This is a genomic window from Brevibacterium sp. SIMBA_078 (assembly GCF_046534565.1).
Lineage (GTDB): Bacteria > Actinomycetota > Actinomycetes > Actinomycetales > Brevibacteriaceae > Brevibacterium.
Genome location: NZ_JAWRYQ010000002.1, coordinates 421,899 through 437,353 on the forward strand (window position 1 = coordinate 421,899; position 15,455 = coordinate 437,353).

Here is a 15,455-nt window from a genome sequence, read left to right on the forward strand (position 1 = left end):
GGTCGGGAACCGCGAGGTGGGTGGTCTTCACAGGCCGCTCGCCTTCTTTCGACGGACAAGGGCGATGAGCACCGGAGCACCGACGAACGCGGTGACGACTCCGACTTGGAGTTCGCCGGGTTTCATCACGACTCTGCCGATGACGTCAGAGGCCAAGAGCAGAATGGGTGACAGGACGACTGAGTAGCCGAGGATCCAACGCTGGTCGGGACCGACGATCCACCGGGCGATGTGCGGAATCATCAGGCCGATGAATCCGATCGGTCCGGCAGCGGCCGTGGCCGCTCCGGCAAGAAGGGTCACGGCGAGGATGGAGAGCACTCGGGTGCGGTTGACCGAGGTGCCGAGGCTGGCGGCCAGGTCGTCACCGAGGGCCACAGCGTTGAGTGAGTGGGACAGTGCCAGTGCGAGCACAGTGCCGATGACCATGAACGGCAGGATCGTGGTGATCGTATCGAAATCGCGGCCGGCGATTGCGCCGACGTCCCAGGATCGGAAGGCGTCGAAGGCGCGTTCGTTGGTCAGCAGGATCGCTTTGGTCAGTCCGGTGAGCACAGCGGCGACGGCGACTCCGGCCAGAGTCAGGCGGATCGGATCGACCGTGCGACTGCGACCCGCGGACCCGATGACATAGACGCCGACGGTGGCGACGAGGGCTCCTGCGAACGCGAACCAGATGTACCCGGTGATCGAGGAGATCCCGAAGAATGCGACCCCGATCGTGATCGCCAAGGACGCACCGGCGTTGACACCGAGGATTCCCGGATCGGCCAGGGGGTTGCGCGTCAGGGCTTGGATGAGACCGCCGGCCAGGCCCAATCCCATGCCGACGAGGATGCCGAGCACGGTCCGCGGCAGGCGCAATTCGAGGACGACGAGCTGATCGTCGCTGCCGGTGGGTGCGAACAGGGCTGCGAGGACTTCCGAGAGCGGCATATCCCTGGCGCCGATCGCCAGGGAGGCTGCGATCACGACGACGAGCGCAATGATCGCTGCGACCAGCCCCAGCACTCTTCTGGTCCGCAGGCTCCCACCGGTCGGATGACCGGTGTCGGTATGCGGTTTCGCCTCGGCAGAGGTGGCGGAACCGGTCATCGAGGTGGTCCTTTGAGTGAGGTGGCGGTCAAGTGACTAAGGGCAGGCTAACCACACTGTAACTCACTGGACCACCTCAGCCAAGCGAAAGAGATCTCACTCGGCTGTGATCTTGCCGATCCTCTCGGACACCTGCCGCTGGATCCGCGAGAGCATTCCGCTCATTCCGCGCAGCCTCAGCGGGCTGACGATCTCCGACATCGACAGCCGCAGGGGCAGGTCGGCTGGAACCGACAGGATCGCCTCGGCGCTGGCTCCGTCGAGTCCTTCGTGCAGGATCCCGGCGAAGCCGCGCGTGGTCGGTGCTTCCGGAGGTGCCGAGAAGTGCAGGCGCACTTCCGCCCGCTCCCCCGCCTCGGGGTCGGCCACCTCGGTGACGAGGAAGATCGGTGACTGGCATTCGGGCACGGGCTCGAGCAGCTCCGGATGGTCCGTGTACTTCTCCGGCAGGTCGGGAAGGTCCGTCGCGAACTCCAGCAGCACCTGGAGGCGCTCGTCGGCCGGGGTTTCGGCGAAATCCGTGACGATCTCTGCCAGCGCCTCCGGCAGATCGTCGGTCTTGGGCGTCGTCGTCTCGGTCATCAGCGTCCGGGCACCTCTCCGGGCTCGGCTCCGGTGACGATCGGCACGCCGACGACATTGCCCCATTCGGTCCAGGAGCCGTCGTAGTTGCGCACGTTCTCGTATCCGAGGAGGTGCTTGAGGACGAACCAGGTGTGGCTGGAGCGTTCGCCGATCCGGCAGTAGGCGATGACCTCGTCGCTGGTGCCCAGCCCTGCCTGCTCGGTGTAGAGCTCCTTGAGTTCGGCGGCGGACTTGAAGGTGCCGTCTTCGTTGGCTGCCTTGCCCCAGGGCATCGACTTCGCGCCGGGAATATGGCCACCGCGCAGTGCGCCTTCCTCCGGGTAGGCGGGCATGTGGGTGCGTTCGCCGGTGTATTCCTCCGGGCTGCGCACGTCGATGAGCGGCAGGTCGCCGAGGCTGTCGCGGACCTCGGGCAGGAAGGCGCGGATGACTGAATCGTCGCGTTCGACGACGGGGTATTCGGTGGGCACAGGCTGCGGCTTGTCCGTGGTCAATTCGCGGCCCTCGGCCTGCCATTTCGAGCGACCGCCGTCCATGAGGCGGACGTCTTCGTGGCCGAAGAGAGTGAAGACCCACAGCGCGTAGGCGGCCCACCAGTTGGACTTGTCGCCGTAGATGACGATGGTGTCATCGCGCGAGATGCCCTTGGCGGACATGAGTGCGGCGAATCCTTCGCCGTCGACGTAGTCACGGGTGACCGGGTCGTTGAGTTCCGTGTGCCAATCGACCTTGACCGCTCCGGGAATATGCCCCGTCTCGTAGAGCAGCACGTCTTCGTCGCTTTCGACGATGACGAGTCCGGGATCGCCTGCATGCTCAGCGACCCAATCGGTGCTGACCAGTCGGGTTCCGTCCGCGTATTCGGCGAACTTCTCTGCGGGATCGGCCGGGATCGAAGTGCTCACGCATTCCTCCTGAGAGTTTGGGTCCAATTGTGCTCGCTGTGGCAACGTCGAGCGCGTTCAGCATATTCCTTTTCAGGGGCGGCTGAGGAATGCCGTCAGTGCTGAGACGAACTCCCGCGGCTTCTCCGAATGCACCCAATGTCCCGAGCCCTTGACCGTGAGAAGGGTGGTGCGGGGGAACAGGCTGCGCATCTGCGGCAGGTCGGCACGGTCGACATAGTCCGATCTCTCACCGGCGATCCAGAGGACCCGATGGTCGAAGACGGCATCGCCCATGTCCGGAAAGCCCCCGATGACGTCGAGGCTCGAATGCAGCAACGCGAGGTTGGGCTGCCAGGAATACCCCGCCGAGGTGGGGCGCAGGTTCTGCAGCAGGAATCCCCTGATCGCGGCCTCGGGGATCGGGTCCCGAAGCGCCTCATCCGCGTCGGTGCGCGATTCGATCCGGTCGAGGTCGAGGGCGGCGAGGCTGGAGAGCAGATGGTCGAAGACTCCGGTGGACCCGCCGGCGTTGGGGCCGATGTCGACGACGACGAGGCGGTCGATGAGTTCCGGGTGGCGCAGGGCGAGCACCATGGCGACTTTTCCGCCGAGGGAATGTCCGACCAGGTGCACGGGCTGATCGTCGGGGTCGACCGCCTCGGCGATATGGGCTGCCACGGCATCGGCGAGCTCGACATAGTCGAAGGTCTCGGTCCATTCGGACTCGCCGTGGTTGGGCAGGTCGATCAGCAGGCTGGAGAATTCGGGCTCGATGTCCTTGGCGATGCGGGTGAAGTTCTTGCCTCGGCCGAACAGGCCGTGGAGGAAGACGACCAGGCGCCCGGATTCGCCGATTCGAGTGCTGTTGATGGTGGTCACGATCCCAGCCTAGCCCGTGACGGCACGTTCGAGGCTCTCCAGTGAGGCGTCGAGGAATTCGGCAGGGAACGGAGGGAAGCCGCCGAATTCCTCCCGGGTGGCTTCGGTCGTTGCGGACCAGTCATAGGTCAGAGTCACCTCGGTGCCGGCGTCGGACGCAGTGAGGTCGTAGCGCCATCTCCACCCTCCCGGAACGATCCGGCCGGATTCGTCGGCCTGGCCGGGGTCCCAGGCGATGGCGTGCGGAGGATCGAAGGTGGTGACGGTGTTGTCGACGCGGTAGGCCCCGCCCACGACATCGAGATACATGTCCATGGAGAACACCTGGCCGATTTCCGTGATGGGGGCGCCGTCGATGGCGCCGCGGACCCAGTCGCCGGGTTCGGTCTCATGGTGGCGTCGCGGGTCGGACAGCAGTGTGAAGATCTGGTCGACGGAGGCGGGGATCGTGCGGGTACGGACGAGCCTGTCGTTCGGCGTCTGCGGCTGTTCGCTCATGTCTTCACAGTATGCATCCGCGTGCCGCCGAACAAGAGATCCGTGCCGACTTCATTCATCGGTGACCGGTGTCGACGCGGGTAGGGTGAGGTCATGCACTTCTCCGAATACGACACTCGACTTGCCGGTTACGCGGTCATCGTCAATGACGACGACGAAATCCTACTCAGCTGGTTCAACGGCGGGAAGGACCGCCTGCACGCGATCTGGACGCTGCCCGGCGGCGGAATCGAGTTCGACGAGAGCATCGAAGCGGGCACGATCCGGGAGATCAAGGAGGAGACCGGCTTCGACGCCGAACTGGTCCGCCCCCTGACCACACATTCATTCACGGAGTCACGTCGCAATCCGGCTTTCGGCGACTCGACGGCTCGCCCCTTCAAAGGAGCCCGCGTCGTCTATGAGGCTCGGATCATCGGGGGCACCCTGGGCACTCTCGAAGTCGATGGGACGACGGATCGGGCGGAATGGCTGCCGATCGATTCGCTGCAAAGTGTGCGGCACGCCCGCATCATCGACCTCGGCCTCGATGCGTGGCGTGCCGCCGTGTGAGTTCTGCTTAAGTTCTGCGCAGGGGCGCGCAGCAGCGCTCGTCAGTCGGTTACTTCACCTTGTCGGCGATGAGTCCCGGGAGCTGCTCCGCGGTGTACTCGGCCGAGAGGATCGAGTTGAGTGAGAACGCCTTGCGGATGTCGTCGTTGTCCTTGGTCAGAACGAAGTCGTGTCCGTCTTCGACGGCCGGGATGCGCTTGTAGGCAGCATCCTCGGTGACTTCCTTGTCCTCGATGTAGATCGGGAACGTCAGAAGCAGGTCTGCGTCGAGTTGATCGAGGTTCTCCTCGGAGATCGGAACGGAGAAGCCTTCGGCCTTCATTCCCGCAATCGTCTCGGACTGCTTGAAGCCGAGCTGCTCCATGACCTGCACACGACCTGACTCCTCGACATAGGCACCCCAGCCCTCGGAGGTCTTCGCTGCCACGGTCACGGACTTGTCCTTGAACTCCGGATGAGCTTCGCGCGCATCGGCGTAGGTCTTGTCGAGGTCGTCGAGCAGCTTCTTCCCGTCGTCGGCCTTGCCGAGTGCCTGGGAGACGAGCTCGACCTGCTGGTCCATCGTCGTCAGGTAGTTGTCGCCGCCTTCGGGAACTCCGACCGTCGGAGCGATCTCGGAGAGGCGGTCGTAGCGCTTCTTCTCTCCGGAGCTGTTCGTATCGAGGATGACGTCGGGCTCGAGCGCGGCAATGGCCTCGTAGTCGGGTTCCATCGTCTCGATGATCTCCGGAGCTTCGTCGTAGAGATCCTCGGCCCAGGGGCCGACGCCCGTGCCGCCGAATTCGACCCAGTCGGAGGCACCGACGGGCTGGACGCCGAGCGCCAGCGCGGTCTCGGCATCACCCCACCCCAGAGCCACGACCCTCTGCGGATCGGCAGGCACCTCGACGGCGCCGAATTTCGTTTCGACGGTGGGACCCGAGGCTTCCTCGGCTGTGCCCCCTCCTCCGCCGCAGCCGGCGAGGACGAGGACAGAGGCAATCACTGGGGCGAGAATACGGCGCATGGAATCCTTCTTGAGTAGTTAGGCGAGCCTAGCTTAACTCATTTCTCCGGTGGTGTGATTCCCACCGCGAGGCCGCCTCGGCGAGAAGCGACCCCCGGGTCAGGACGCCTTGATCTCAAGTCCCTCGACGTCCATGTCATCGAGGGCGACCATGCGTGAGCGTCGGCCGGTGACGATGCGGTGGATGACCCACAGGAGCAGGAACGCGGGAAGCCCGGCATAGGCGCTGGCCACCTGGAGCAGCTGGCCGTTGACGATGGCCTGCACGTTCTGGCCGATGATGACGACGATGAGCATGATGAGCGCGATGACCGGCCCGATCGGGAACAGCGGCGCCTGGTAGGGCAGGTCCGCAACACTGTGCCCCTGCCGCACATAGGCGCGGCGGAACCGGAAGTGACACCATGCGATGCCGACCCAGACGATGAAGCCGGAGAGTCCGGAGACGTTCATCAGCCAGGTATAGGCCCCACCGTCGCCCATGATCTCGGTGAGGAATCCGAACAGGCCGATCATGGCGGTGGCCAGCAGCGCCATGACGGGGACTCCGCGTTCGTTGAGACGGGCGAACAGCCTCGGCGCGGTTCCCTCTTTGGCCATGGCGTAGAGCATGCGGGTGGAGGCGTAGAGGCCGGAGTTGCCGGCGGAGAGGATGGCGGTGAGGATGACGGCGTTCATCATTCCGGCGGCCACGGCGATTCCGGCGCGTTCGAAGACGAGGGTGAACGGTGAGGCCGTGATGTCCTCGTTGTTCGCCGAGGCCAGCAGCGACGGGTCGGTATAGGGCAGGAGGAAGCCGATGACGGCGATGGCGCCGATGTAGAAGAGCATGATGCGCCAGAACACGGTGCGGATGGCGCGCGGCATGTCCTTGCGCGGGTTCTCCGACTCCCCCGCGGTGACGCCGACGAGCTCGGTTCCCTGGAACGAGAATCCGGCGATCATGAACACACTGATGACGGACATCCAGCCGCCGACGAACGGAGCTTCTCCCGTCGTCCAGTTGCTCACTCCGGGTGAGGTTCCACCGAGGATGCCGGCGATCATGAGCACACCGAGGACGAGGAACGCCAATACGGCTGTGACCTTGATGGCGGCGAACCAGAATTCGCCTTCGCCGAAGGCCTTCGCGGACAGGAAGTTCAGCCCGGCCAGCAGGATGAGGAAGACCGCCGCCCAGATCCATGACGGCACGTCGGGGAACCAGAAGGACATGATGACGCCGGCGGCGACGAGTTCGGCGGCCAGGGTGATCGCCCAGTTGAACCAGTAGTTCCAGCCCATCGCGAAGCCGAACGAGGGGCTGACGTATTTGGTTCCGTAGGTGTGGAACGATCCGGCCACCGGCAGGTGGGTCGACATCTCGCCGAGGGACTGCATGACGAAGAGGACCATGATGCCGATCGCGGCGTAGGCCAGCAGGGCACCGCCGGGGCCGGCTTGTGAGATCGTACCGCCGGAACCGAGGAAGAGCCCGGTGCCGATGGCACCGCCGATGGCGATCATCTGCAGGTGGCGGGACTTCAGTCCCCGTCGGAGTCGGCGTTCTTCGTTCGCCGAGGCGGCTGGCATTCCCATGGTCATCCTCGTTCGTGGTTCGGCAGGTCCGTGCACGAGGACCCTGGCCATTCCTACCACAATCGGGGGCGTCCGCGGCCGATGAGGATGCAGGGTGGGAGGAGGGTCACATCCTCTTCGGCGGAGATTCGAGCAGCTGCAGTATCGGTTTGAGCGCGGTGCGGATGCTGATGAAGCGGAACGCCTGGTCGCGGGCGAAGGCGAGGAGGCGGGACCGGCCGAGCATCAGTCGCGCCAGGGACCGCGAGTTGTCATGAGCGGCTTCGACTCGCGACCGCTGGCGGGTCTCGAAGCGTTCGAGCGCGGCGACCGTTGAGGAAGCTGCGTCTGGACCGCCCTCGAATGGGATTACGACTGGACCTGCAGCGCCTGAGGACCCGGTTCGGACGCCCCCGCCTGAAACTGCACCTGGCCCAGTCGTCAGGGCAGAGAGCTCTTCGGCGAGCACTCCGGCTGATTCCATCGCCATTCCGGCGCCGATTCCTGCAGTGGGGAGAAATCCGGCCGCCGCATCGCCGAGCAGAACGGTGCGACCACGGCTCCAGCGCTGCGCCCGAGAATCCCGCAGCGGCCAGAAGAACGTCGCTTCGGCCTCTTCGACCGCGGTGAGGCAGGCGTCGATCCGCGGAGTCATCACCGTGAGTCGACTGCGGACCTCGGCGGCGAACCGCCGGGGGCCGAGCGACTGCCGGGCGTCGGGACAGCCGAGAAAGACTCCGATGGCGCCCTTGACCGGATACATGCCGAGGAAGAATCCATCGCCCCATATCTCATCGACGGCGCCCTGATCGTCATCGGCCTCGGCCCAGCAGACCCATCCGCCCCATGTCGTGTCCACAGCGGACTCTGACGAGGGCCTCCCGGAAACCACAGCGGCAGTCTTACCTGAGCCGGACTCGGCGGTCACGGCAGGCCCAGCGGACACGAGCCTGCGGGTGCGGGAATTCATTCCGTCCGCGATGACGACGGCATCGAATTCGAGCACTTCTTCCTGGCCACGGCTCTGTTCCTGCTCTCCATAGCGCTGTCCGCCGTTGCTCGCTTGGGCCAGTGTCACGGTGCCGCCGTCGTCGGACAGACCGGTCACTGTGGTGCCGAAGGCGATCGGGCAGTCCCCGCCCGTGAGCACGTCGAGCAGCGCCGAGCGGGAGATTCCGCGATAGTCGCCGAAGTGGGCCAGAAGATCACCGAGGTGGTCCTGTCGGAGGACTTTCCCGGTATGTGCATGGGCGATATAGCGATCGATGCCGACGCTGGCTTCGAGGTAGGCCACCCGGCACTCGAGTTCTTCGATGAGGGGATCGACCATGGGCATGAGGGCGAGCATATATCCGGCACGATTGTCACCGATCATCCGGCCGGAATCGGCCGACCGGTCGATGAGGATCGGGTGCATCCCGCGACCCCGGAGCAGCTGCGCCAGGGTTACTCCGGCGATTCCGGCTCCGACGATGAGGATGCGCGGCTCGTTCGTGTTCACGTGCTTCAGCTGCTCATTGACCGTTGCCGCGATGATCATGCGTGGACTCCCCGTCTGACCGATTTGCCGAGGCCATTGTGGACCGACTGGTCCACACACGGTAGCACCGAGTGGACCACATGGTCCAGAAGGGTGCCGAGGATTGCTAGACTGACGTCGTGTCCGAGACTGCGTTGGCGCGTATGCGCCCCGAGAAGCGTGCTGCGCTCATCGAAGCCGCCGCGCGAGAATTCGCTTCGAGGACGTTCGAGGAGGCATCGCTCAATCGCATCATCACCACCTGCGGGATGAGCAAGAGCTCTTTCTACCATGTCGTCGACTCGAAGGACGACCTCTTCGCCCTCGTCGTCACCGATCTCGCTGCAGCAGCCGGCCGGTATTGGGCCCCGCCTGACCCGGGCAGCTTCGCAGACGGGTTCTGGGACCGTGCGCGCAAGGTCTGGGATGACATAGCGCAGACGTGGCCCGGCAGCACAGAGCTCACATTCCTGTGGCACATCGTCTACGCGAATTCGGACAGCCTCGCTGTCCGGGAGCTCGCCGATCGGGTCGAACAATGGGTGCGCGCTGTGCTCATCGTCGGGCGTGAGGCCGCGGCGATCGATGTTGAGTGTCCGCTTGAGCTCCAGACCACGGCAGTGTTCTCGCTTCTCCGGACTTTCGACGAACGGGCTCTGCACCTCACGGAGAGCGATAGCGCAGCAGTCGGCCCGGAGGAGATCTCAACCCATCAGTTCAGACTGCTCACGCGTCTGCTGAGTGCCTGAGACAGGCTCACACAGAGTCGGTCCGCAGCTCCCGGTCCGTGGCCGGTGCCTGAGGCAGCCCGCGGACGAGGTCAGGACCGAGGTCGGCGATGCTGCGGGCTCCCATGAGCCCCATGGCGGTGAGGATCTCCTGTCCGATGAGCTCGATTGCCTTCTCGACTCCGCGTTGGCCTCCGGCCATGAGCCCGTACAGGTACGCCCGGCCGATGAGCACGAAGTCGGCTCCGGCGCACAGCGCGGTGACGACATCGGTGCCGGACATGATCCCGGAGTCGAAGATCAGCTCCATCTCGGGTCCGACTTCTGCACGGACTTCGGCCAGTGAGGTCAGCGAGTCCGGAGCCCGATCGAGCTGGCGGCCGCCGTGGTTGGACACTACGAGTCCATCGGCTCCGATGGATTGAGCTCGCCGGGCATCTTCGGCGGTGAGGATCCCCTTGACGAACAGCCGTCCGTTCCACTGTTCACGGATCCATCGCAGGTCATCGAGGTCGAGGGTGGGATCGAACATCGTCTTCGTCATCTCCGCCAGGGACTGGGAGGTGTTCGACAGCGATGCGTACTTCGGCGGTTCGGTGGTGAGGAAGTTGAACCACCAGCCGGGACGGTAGGAGGCGTCGAGAATGGTTCCCAGCGTCAGCCGGGGCGGGATCGTCAGACCGTTGCGGTGATCGCGCAGACGCTGACCGGTGATCGGAGTGTCGACGGTGACCAGCAGGGTCTCGTATCCGCTGGCGGCGGCTCGTTGGATCAGGTCGAGGCTGCGTTGCCGGTCCTTCCACAGGTAGAGCTGGAACCACCGGGTGGAGTCCGGTGCCGCCTGTGCGACGTCTTCGACCGAGGTCGTGCCCATCGTCGACAGTGAGAACGGGATTCCGGCCTTGGCTGCGGCACGCACTCCGGCGACCTCGCCTTCGGAGTGCATCATGCGGGTGTAGCCGGTCGGAGCGATGCCGAAGGGCAGCCTGGCCCGGGCACCGGCGATCGTCGTCGACGTATCCGGCGCGTCGACGCCGTGGAGGATGCGCGGAAGGAGCTCAACGTTGCCGAGCGCTTCACGGTTCTTCGCCAAGGTCCGCTCGTCCAGAGCGGCACCGTCGACATAGTCGAACGGCGCGGTCGGTGTTACGCGCTTGGCGATGAGGCGAAGGTCCCAGGTGTCTGCGGCCGACTCCAATCTGGCTGCGACCCGGTCGAGTCGGGGCAGGTCGAACTGCAGCAAGGGGGCGAGTTCTTTCAGATCGGGCAGTCGGCGCTTCATCTCTCTCCTCGTTCTCGGTTGAGGTAGGCGAGCACTGCCGCGACACGGCGGCTCGTGGTCTCTCCTGCCTGGAGGCCGAGTTTATCGAAGATGGAGCTGATCGCTTTTTCGACGGAGCTGACCGAGACGAAGAGGCGTTCGCCGATTCCCCGGTTCGACAGCCCTTCGGCCATGGCCTCGAGCACTTCACTCTCGCGCGGGGTCAGGGTCGACAGCGTGTTCTGCCTCTCCGAGGTGGTGAGCAGCTGCCGGACGACGTCGGGGTCGATGACCGTACCGCCCTCGGCGATTCGCTGTACCGACTCGAGGAACCGGTCGATGTCGGTCACCCGGTTCTTCAGGAGGTAGCCGACGCCCACTGATTCGGTGCTCAGCAGCTCGGTCGCATATTCGCACAGCACGTACTGGCTGAGGACGAGGACTCCGATATCCGGGAAGCGACGTTTGATCGCCAACGCCGCCTCCAGTCCTTCGGTGGTGTGAGTCGGAGGCATCCGCACATCGACGATCGCCAGGGTCGGCCGCAGCTCGGCGACCGCCCGCAGCAGCTCCCCTCCGTCTCCGACGGACGCGACGACGCTGATCCCTTCGTCTTCGAGCAGACTGCGAACACCCTCTCGCAGCAGCACCGCGTCATCGGCGAGGACGACGCGCATCCGGTTCTCTGGCTGGACTTCTGTCGTGATCACTTCTGTCTCTTCTCCTTCGTCGTGCTGCCGTCCTGTGCGTCGGTCCCGAGCGGGATCCGGGCGGTCACTGTGGTGCCTGCGCCCTCAAGGGAGTCGACTTCGAGACTCCCGTCGAGCGCTCCGACCCGCCGTGTGAGCCCTTGGAGCCCTCCCCCGCGCGGATCGGCTCCGCCCACACCGTCGTCGGAGACGGTCACGGTCAACGCGGTCCGGGCCTCGGCGACGATGCTCACCGTGATCGCGGTCGCCTCGGCGTGTTTGACGACATTCGTGACGGCTTCACGGACGACGAAGTAGGCGGCGGATTCCGCTGCGGGTGAAAATCTGCCTTCCGGCACGGTCACAAGGGTCAGCGGAATGGGACTGCGACCGGCGATCCTCTCGAGGACGGTTCTCAGACCATGTTCGTCCAGCGCTGTGGGATAGACCCGCCAAGCGACTTCGCGCATCTCGTCGATGAGGTCCTGGGACTGAACCAGCGCATCGTCGAGCAGCGCTTGGGACTTCGCCGGGTCAGAGGCACGCCTGGCTCGGGCGATGAGCACGGAGAGAGAGACGACGTTCTGCTGTACGCCGTCGTGCAGGTCCCGTTCGATCCGACGTCGTTCCTCGTCGATGGCGAGGACGACTCCACGGCGGGTCGTCAGCAGCTCGCTGATGCGGGTGTACACGGCGAAGGGACGCTCCACCTCGACGAAACGCGCATCGATGCGACCATGTGCCCAACTTGCCGCCTCGGCCAGGGCGACGGCGCCGATGAGGTTCGCCGCCCCATAGAGGACACCGACGAAGAGCGTGGGTTGGGAGATCGACCACATATCGAACCCGATGTTGACAGCTCCCCCGATGAAGAATCCTTGGAAGAGGGATCCGAGAGTCACGACGAAGAAGCCGCCGAGGAGGTTCGCGGTGGGGATGATGGCGAGTGCGGCGACCAGGCCGTTGCCGAGCAGGAATCGACGTTTGGTCGGCTCGTCGGCGAGGACGAGTCCGAACCCGCGAGAATGCCGAGCGAGTTCCCAGCTCCGCACCTTCGCGGCCATGCGTGAAGTGGGCGGAAGCACGGAGGCGATGAGCAGCGGCAGACACAGCAGACCGCCCCATACGACGGCGAGCACGGACCGCGCCCACCGCGCGGTGAACATCCGTACTTCAGGAGGAAGGCGGGTGGACAGCGCGCTCGGCCAGGGCATAAGTCGATCGTAGCAACGCCCGTCGCCGCCTCCCAGGGGTTCGGCCGCACTCCCGGATTCCGGTTTTCCGCAATGGCGGCTGCCGGTCGGCCGCACTGACCGTGCGCCCGACCGCGTACCGGCCCTGCCGCCTTGTGCCTAGCGTGGATGAGTATGGATCTCGCACTCGAGCTGCTCACCGCCACCCTCACCTCTCCGTGGGTGTACCTGCTCATCGCCGTGGCCGCGGCACTGGACTCGCTCGTGCCGCTTGTGCCGTCGGAGACCCTGCTCATCACCGCTGCAACCTTCGCCGCGATGGGGCACCCTCACCCGGCAGGGCTCGTCCTCGCCGCTGCCGGAGGGGCTCTCCTCGGGGATCTGGCAGCTCACCTCGTCGGCCGATTCGCTGCGACCGGGGTCGGCCGATGGCGGCGGTGGACTCGCATCGCCAACCTGCTTGGCTCCGCCCACACGGTCTTCTCTCGCCGAGGCGGGACCGTGCTCATCGCCGGCCGATTCGTTCCCGGGGGCCGCAGCCTGGCCACCATCGGCTCCGGTCTGCTCGGGTTCCCGATCCGCACCTTCCTGCTCTGGGACGGAATCGGCAGCCTCGCCTGGGCGCTCTATTCGACGGTGATCGGACTCATCGGGGGAATGGTCTTCGAGGACCGGCCGCTGCTCGGAGTCGCCGTGGGCATCGGCATCGCCCTGGCCATCACCGGCAGCGCCGAGCTCGTCCGCCGATTGCGCCGGCGCGGCAGAGGACGCGCACGTCACCGGTTCACCAAATTCCAAGACCGAGATGTCACGATGGCAGGGATGTCTCAAACATATGTGTGGTACGTCAGCTACGGATCGAACATGGCTCGCGATCGGCTCTCCTGCTATCTGCAGGGCGGGCGACCGCCCGGGGCGATGGTGACCTACCCCGGTGCCAGGGACGGAACACTGCCCCGCGCCGAGGCAGGGATCGAACTGCCCGGAACGATCTACTTCGCCGGCGAGTCCAAGGTGTGGGGCGGCGGCATGGCCTTCTACGATCATTCCGTCCCGGGGCCGACCCCCGCCAAGGCCTACCTCATCACCGCCGAACAGTTCGCCGATGTGGCGGCACAGGAGATGCACCGCCCACCCGAACCGGACAGTCCGGTGGAACGCCTCGTCTTCGACCTGCCGACAGGAAGCTCCCATTCGCTGGGTCCGGGCGGGTACGAGACGCTGCTCGTCCTCGATGATGTCGACGGCGTCCCCATGGTCACGTTCACCGCCGCGCACGGTTCGTCCGACGTCGAACACACTCAGCCGCAGGAGCCGTATCTGGCGATGCTGCGCACGGGCACAGCCGAAGTCAGAGCCGCTTCTGGGCTTCCCCTGCCCGCAGCTGCACAAGCGTGAGGTCGAGCAGCGGAGTCGCCACTCCCAGTTCCTCCGCCTTGAGCGACAGGTCGCCGAGGATGTGCTCCGTTTCGCTCGGCAGCCCTGCCGTCACATCCCGGTAGAGAGATGAGGTGAAGGCCGAACCATCCTCGGTGAGCATCTTGATTGTCATGGTGTGGGAGGCTTCCGACACCGAGTGTCCGGCCGCAGCCGCCACGGCTTCGAGCTCATCGACGATGGCATGCACGTGCGACCTGCCGCCGGCTTCCATGATCGCTCCGACCGGGGCGCGGAACAGGCAGGTGACGACTCCCGCCGCGGCGATGAAGATCCATTTCTCCCACAGCCCATCGATGATGCCGTCGACGGTCTGCAGTTTGAAACCGGGGACATCGAGCGCTTCGGAGATGCGTGTGGGCATTTCAGCGCCGTGGAGATCTCCGATAGTCATCACGGCCATGTCGGTGAGCTGGACGACAGCTCCGTCCCTGATTGTGCCGACGATCTTGACGAACCCGCCGAGCACCTGTCCGGGGTATCTGCTCTGCAGCTTCTCGATCTGAGCCATGCCGTTGAGGAACGGGATGATCGTCGTCTGTTCGCCGACAGCCGGTCCGATATCGGCGATGACCAAGTCGAGTCCACCCGCTTTGACCGCGACGATGACGAGGTCGAAAGTTCGTGGTGCGGCTGCGAGCTCCTCAGCGGTGATGACATCGACCTGATTCGTCCGATCATCACCGGGTGCAGTGAAGCGCAGTCCCTCCGCGCGGACCGTCTCCGCCCGTGCCTGCCGGAGCAGGAAAGTGACATCACGTCCGGCCTCCTGCAGATAGGTGCCGAACGCTCCGCCGGTGGCCCCCGCCCCGGCGATGAGAATCGACAGGTCGGCACCAGTGCTGATTCCGTCGGATGCGCTGTCAGCTGCTTGGGTCATTCCAACTCCTCCTTGAGCTCCCGCGCGGCCGCAGCGGGATCCTCAGCCGAGGTTATCGCACGGACGACGACGGCACGCCTCGCGCCCGCCTGACGGATCGCGTCCAGCCTCTCCCCGGTCGCAATACCACCGATCGCGAACCACGGTTTGGCCGCCTTGGCGGCGGTGGCGGTCAGCAGAGCCGTCCCCACAGAAGCACGGCCGGGCTTCGTCGGGGTCTCCCAGACCGGCCCGACACAGAAATAGTCGGTCTCCGGGTCCGCCTCGGCGGCGAGCGCCTGCTCGCGGGAATGCGTCGAGCGACCGAGGATGACATCGGGTCCGAGCACGGCCCTGGCCTGAGCACTGGTGAGGTCGCCTTGACCGACGTGGAAGACGTCGGCGTCGGTCAGCAGCGCGACGTCGGCACGGTCATTGACTGAGAAGAGCTTGTCGTGATCGGCGGCGACATCTTTGAGGACCTCCAAGGCCGCGATCTCGGCGCGGGCCTCGAGGCTCTTGTCCCGCAGTTGGATGATGTCGACTCCCCCACGGTAGGCGGCGTCGAGGAACTCGGCGAGGTCGTCCTGACCGGTCCGGGCATCGGTGCACAGGTAGAGCTTCGCCTCCGCCAGTCGGGCCTCTCTCCAGGCTCTTTTCGTCTGCCGCGCTGCGGTGCGCGGTGGCATCTGTGTGGTCATGGTCATAGA

The 15,455-nt window shown here is 65.4% G+C and carries 16 protein-coding genes; 3 read left to right on the top strand and 13 right to left on the bottom strand.

Annotated features, from left to right (window positions below):
* Nucleotides 1–27 precede the first annotated feature (27 nt).
* The 5 genes from SB749_RS10250 to SB749_RS10270 all read right to left on the bottom strand — a co-directional run bounded on the left by SB749_RS10250 (nt 28) and on the right by SB749_RS10270 (nt 3,944).
* Nucleotides 28–1,095: an iron chelate uptake ABC transporter family permease subunit gene (locus tag SB749_RS10250; RefSeq protein ID WP_410710234.1), complete on the bottom strand. Its 1,068-nt coding sequence runs from the start codon at nt 1,093–1,095 to the stop codon at nt 28–30.
* A 96-nt stretch (nt 1,096–1,191) separates the two neighbouring features.
* Nucleotides 1,192–1,677 (bottom strand): SufE family protein, encoded by a 486-nt coding sequence (locus SB749_RS10255; RefSeq protein ID WP_410710235.1) that lies wholly within the window; start codon nt 1,675–1,677, stop codon nt 1,192–1,194.
* Nucleotides 1,677–2,585, bottom strand: coding sequence for a sulfurtransferase (locus SB749_RS10260; RefSeq protein WP_410710236.1), 909 nt, complete (start codon nt 2,583–2,585; stop codon nt 1,677–1,679). Before SB749_RS10260 ends, SB749_RS10255 begins: the two co-directional genes overlap by 1 nt.
* 72 nt (nt 2,586–2,657) lie before the next feature.
* On the bottom strand, nt 2,658–3,446 hold the full coding sequence (locus SB749_RS10265; protein WP_410710237.1) for an alpha/beta fold hydrolase: 789 nt from the start codon (nt 3,444–3,446) through the stop codon (nt 2,658–2,660).
* 9 nt (nt 3,447–3,455) lie between these two features.
* Nucleotides 3,456–3,944: an SRPBCC family protein gene (locus SB749_RS10270; RefSeq protein ID WP_410710238.1), complete on the bottom strand. Its 489-nt coding sequence runs from the start codon at nt 3,942–3,944 to the stop codon at nt 3,456–3,458.
* Nucleotides 3,945–4,037: 93 nt separating this feature from the next.
* On the opposite strand from SB749_RS10270, the gene SB749_RS10275 reads away from it, so the two are divergent.
* The gene (locus tag SB749_RS10275; RefSeq protein WP_062861477.1) at nt 4,038–4,496 is read left to right on the top strand and encodes an NUDIX hydrolase; all 459 of its coding nucleotides are present in this window, start codon (nt 4,038–4,040) and stop codon (nt 4,494–4,496) included.
* Between the two features lie 49 nt (nt 4,497–4,545).
* Here the strand turns inward: SB749_RS10275 and SB749_RS10280 are convergent, their stop codons facing one another.
* From SB749_RS10280 to SB749_RS10290, 3 genes are all read right to left on the bottom strand, one after another.
* On the bottom strand, nt 4,546–5,502 hold the full coding sequence (locus SB749_RS10280) for an iron-siderophore ABC transporter substrate-binding protein (RefSeq protein ID WP_410710239.1): 957 nt from the start codon (nt 5,500–5,502) through the stop codon (nt 4,546–4,548).
* A gap of 99 nt (nt 5,503–5,601) precedes the next feature.
* Nucleotides 5,602–7,080, bottom strand: a complete 1,479-nt coding sequence (locus SB749_RS10285; protein WP_410710240.1) for an amino acid permease — start codon at nt 7,078–7,080, stop codon at nt 5,602–5,604.
* A gap of 106 nt (nt 7,081–7,186) precedes the next feature.
* Entirely contained in the window at nt 7,187–8,599 is a 1,413-nt protein-coding gene (locus SB749_RS10290) for an FAD-dependent oxidoreductase (RefSeq protein ID WP_410710241.1), read from the bottom strand.
* Between the two features lie 119 nt (nt 8,600–8,718).
* Here SB749_RS10290 and SB749_RS10295 point away from each other — a divergent pair, with 119 nt between their 5' ends.
* On the top strand, nt 8,719–9,327 hold the full coding sequence (locus SB749_RS10295; protein WP_410710242.1) for a TetR/AcrR family transcriptional regulator: 609 nt from the start codon (nt 8,719–8,721) through the stop codon (nt 9,325–9,327).
* 7 nt (nt 9,328–9,334) lie between these two features.
* Here the strand turns inward: SB749_RS10295 and SB749_RS10300 are convergent, their stop codons facing one another.
* Genes SB749_RS10300 through SB749_RS10310 form a run of 3 tightly spaced genes read right to left on the bottom strand, consistent with a single transcriptional unit; the run spans nt 9,335 to nt 12,470 of the window.
* Nucleotides 9,335–10,588: an alpha-hydroxy acid oxidase gene (locus tag SB749_RS10300; protein ID WP_410710243.1), complete on the bottom strand. Its 1,254-nt coding sequence runs from the start codon at nt 10,586–10,588 to the stop codon at nt 9,335–9,337.
* A complete protein-coding gene (locus SB749_RS10305; protein WP_410710501.1) occupies nt 10,585–11,244 on the bottom strand; it encodes a response regulator transcription factor in 660 nt (219 codons plus the stop codon). Before SB749_RS10305 ends, SB749_RS10300 begins: the two co-directional genes overlap by 4 nt.
* A 29-nt stretch (nt 11,245–11,273) precedes the next feature.
* Nucleotides 11,274–12,470 carry a sensor histidine kinase gene (locus tag SB749_RS10310; RefSeq protein ID WP_410710244.1) on the bottom strand — a complete coding sequence of 399 codons (1,197 nt, stop codon included), beginning with the start codon at nt 12,468–12,470 and terminating at the stop codon, nt 11,274–11,276.
* 153 nt (nt 12,471–12,623) lie between these two features.
* Here SB749_RS10310 and SB749_RS10315 point away from each other — a divergent pair, with 153 nt between their 5' ends.
* Nucleotides 12,624–13,847, top strand: coding sequence for a DedA family protein (locus tag SB749_RS10315; protein ID WP_410710245.1), 1,224 nt, complete (start codon nt 12,624–12,626; stop codon nt 13,845–13,847).
* Here the strand turns inward: SB749_RS10315 and SB749_RS10320 are convergent.
* Nucleotides 13,801–14,766: a ketopantoate reductase family protein gene (locus SB749_RS10320; protein WP_410710246.1), complete on the bottom strand. Its 966-nt coding sequence runs from the start codon at nt 14,764–14,766 to the stop codon at nt 13,801–13,803. The genes SB749_RS10315 and SB749_RS10320 overlap by 47 nt on opposite strands.
* Nucleotides 14,763–15,446, bottom strand: a complete 684-nt coding sequence (thiE, locus tag SB749_RS10325) for a thiamine phosphate synthase (protein WP_410710247.1) — start codon at nt 15,444–15,446, stop codon at nt 14,763–14,765. The genes SB749_RS10320 and thiE overlap by 4 nt, the downstream gene beginning before the upstream one ends.
* Nucleotides 15,447–15,455 lie beyond the last annotated feature (9 nt).

Excerpts from the sequence above, each read along its gene's own strand:
- SB749_RS10250 (WP_410710234.1), bottom strand. The coding sequence starts at position 1,095 with ATGACCGGTTCCGCCACCTCTGCCGAGGCGAAACCGCATACCGACACC.
- SB749_RS10255 (WP_410710235.1), bottom strand. The coding sequence starts at position 1,677 with ATGACCGAGACGACGACGCCCAAGACCGACGATCTGCCGGAGGCGCTG.
- SB749_RS10270 (WP_410710238.1), bottom strand. The coding sequence starts at position 3,944 with ATGAGCGAACAGCCGCAGACGCCGAACGACAGGCTCGTCCGTACCCGC.
- SB749_RS10275 (WP_062861477.1), top strand. The coding sequence starts at position 4,038 with ATGCACTTCTCCGAATACGACACTCGACTTGCCGGTTACGCGGTCATC.
- SB749_RS10280 (WP_410710239.1), bottom strand. The coding sequence starts at position 5,502 with ATGCGCCGTATTCTCGCCCCAGTGATTGCCTCTGTCCTCGTCCTCGCC.
- SB749_RS10285 (WP_410710240.1), bottom strand. The coding sequence starts at position 7,080 with ATGGGAATGCCAGCCGCCTCGGCGAACGAAGAACGCCGACTCCGACGG.
- SB749_RS10290 (WP_410710241.1), bottom strand. The coding sequence starts at position 8,599 with ATGATCATCGCGGCAACGGTCAATGAGCAGCTGAAGCACGTGAACACG.
- SB749_RS10300 (WP_410710243.1), bottom strand. The coding sequence starts at position 10,588 with ATGAAGCGCCGACTGCCCGATCTGAAAGAACTCGCCCCCTTGCTGCAG.
- SB749_RS10305 (WP_410710501.1), bottom strand. The coding sequence starts at position 11,244 with ATGCGCGTCGTCCTCGCCGATGACGCGGTGCTGCTGCGAGAGGGTGTT.
- SB749_RS10310 (WP_410710244.1), bottom strand. The coding sequence starts at position 12,470 with ATGCCCTGGCCGAGCGCGCTGTCCACCCGCCTTCCTCCTGAAGTACGG.
- SB749_RS10315 (WP_410710245.1), top strand. The coding sequence starts at position 12,624 with ATGGATCTCGCACTCGAGCTGCTCACCGCCACCCTCACCTCTCCGTGG.
- SB749_RS10320 (WP_410710246.1), bottom strand. The coding sequence starts at position 14,766 with ATGACCCAAGCAGCTGACAGCGCATCCGACGGAATCAGCACTGGTGCC.
- thiE (WP_410710247.1), bottom strand. The coding sequence starts at position 15,446 with ATGACCACACAGATGCCACCGCGCACCGCAGCGCGGCAGACGAAAAGA.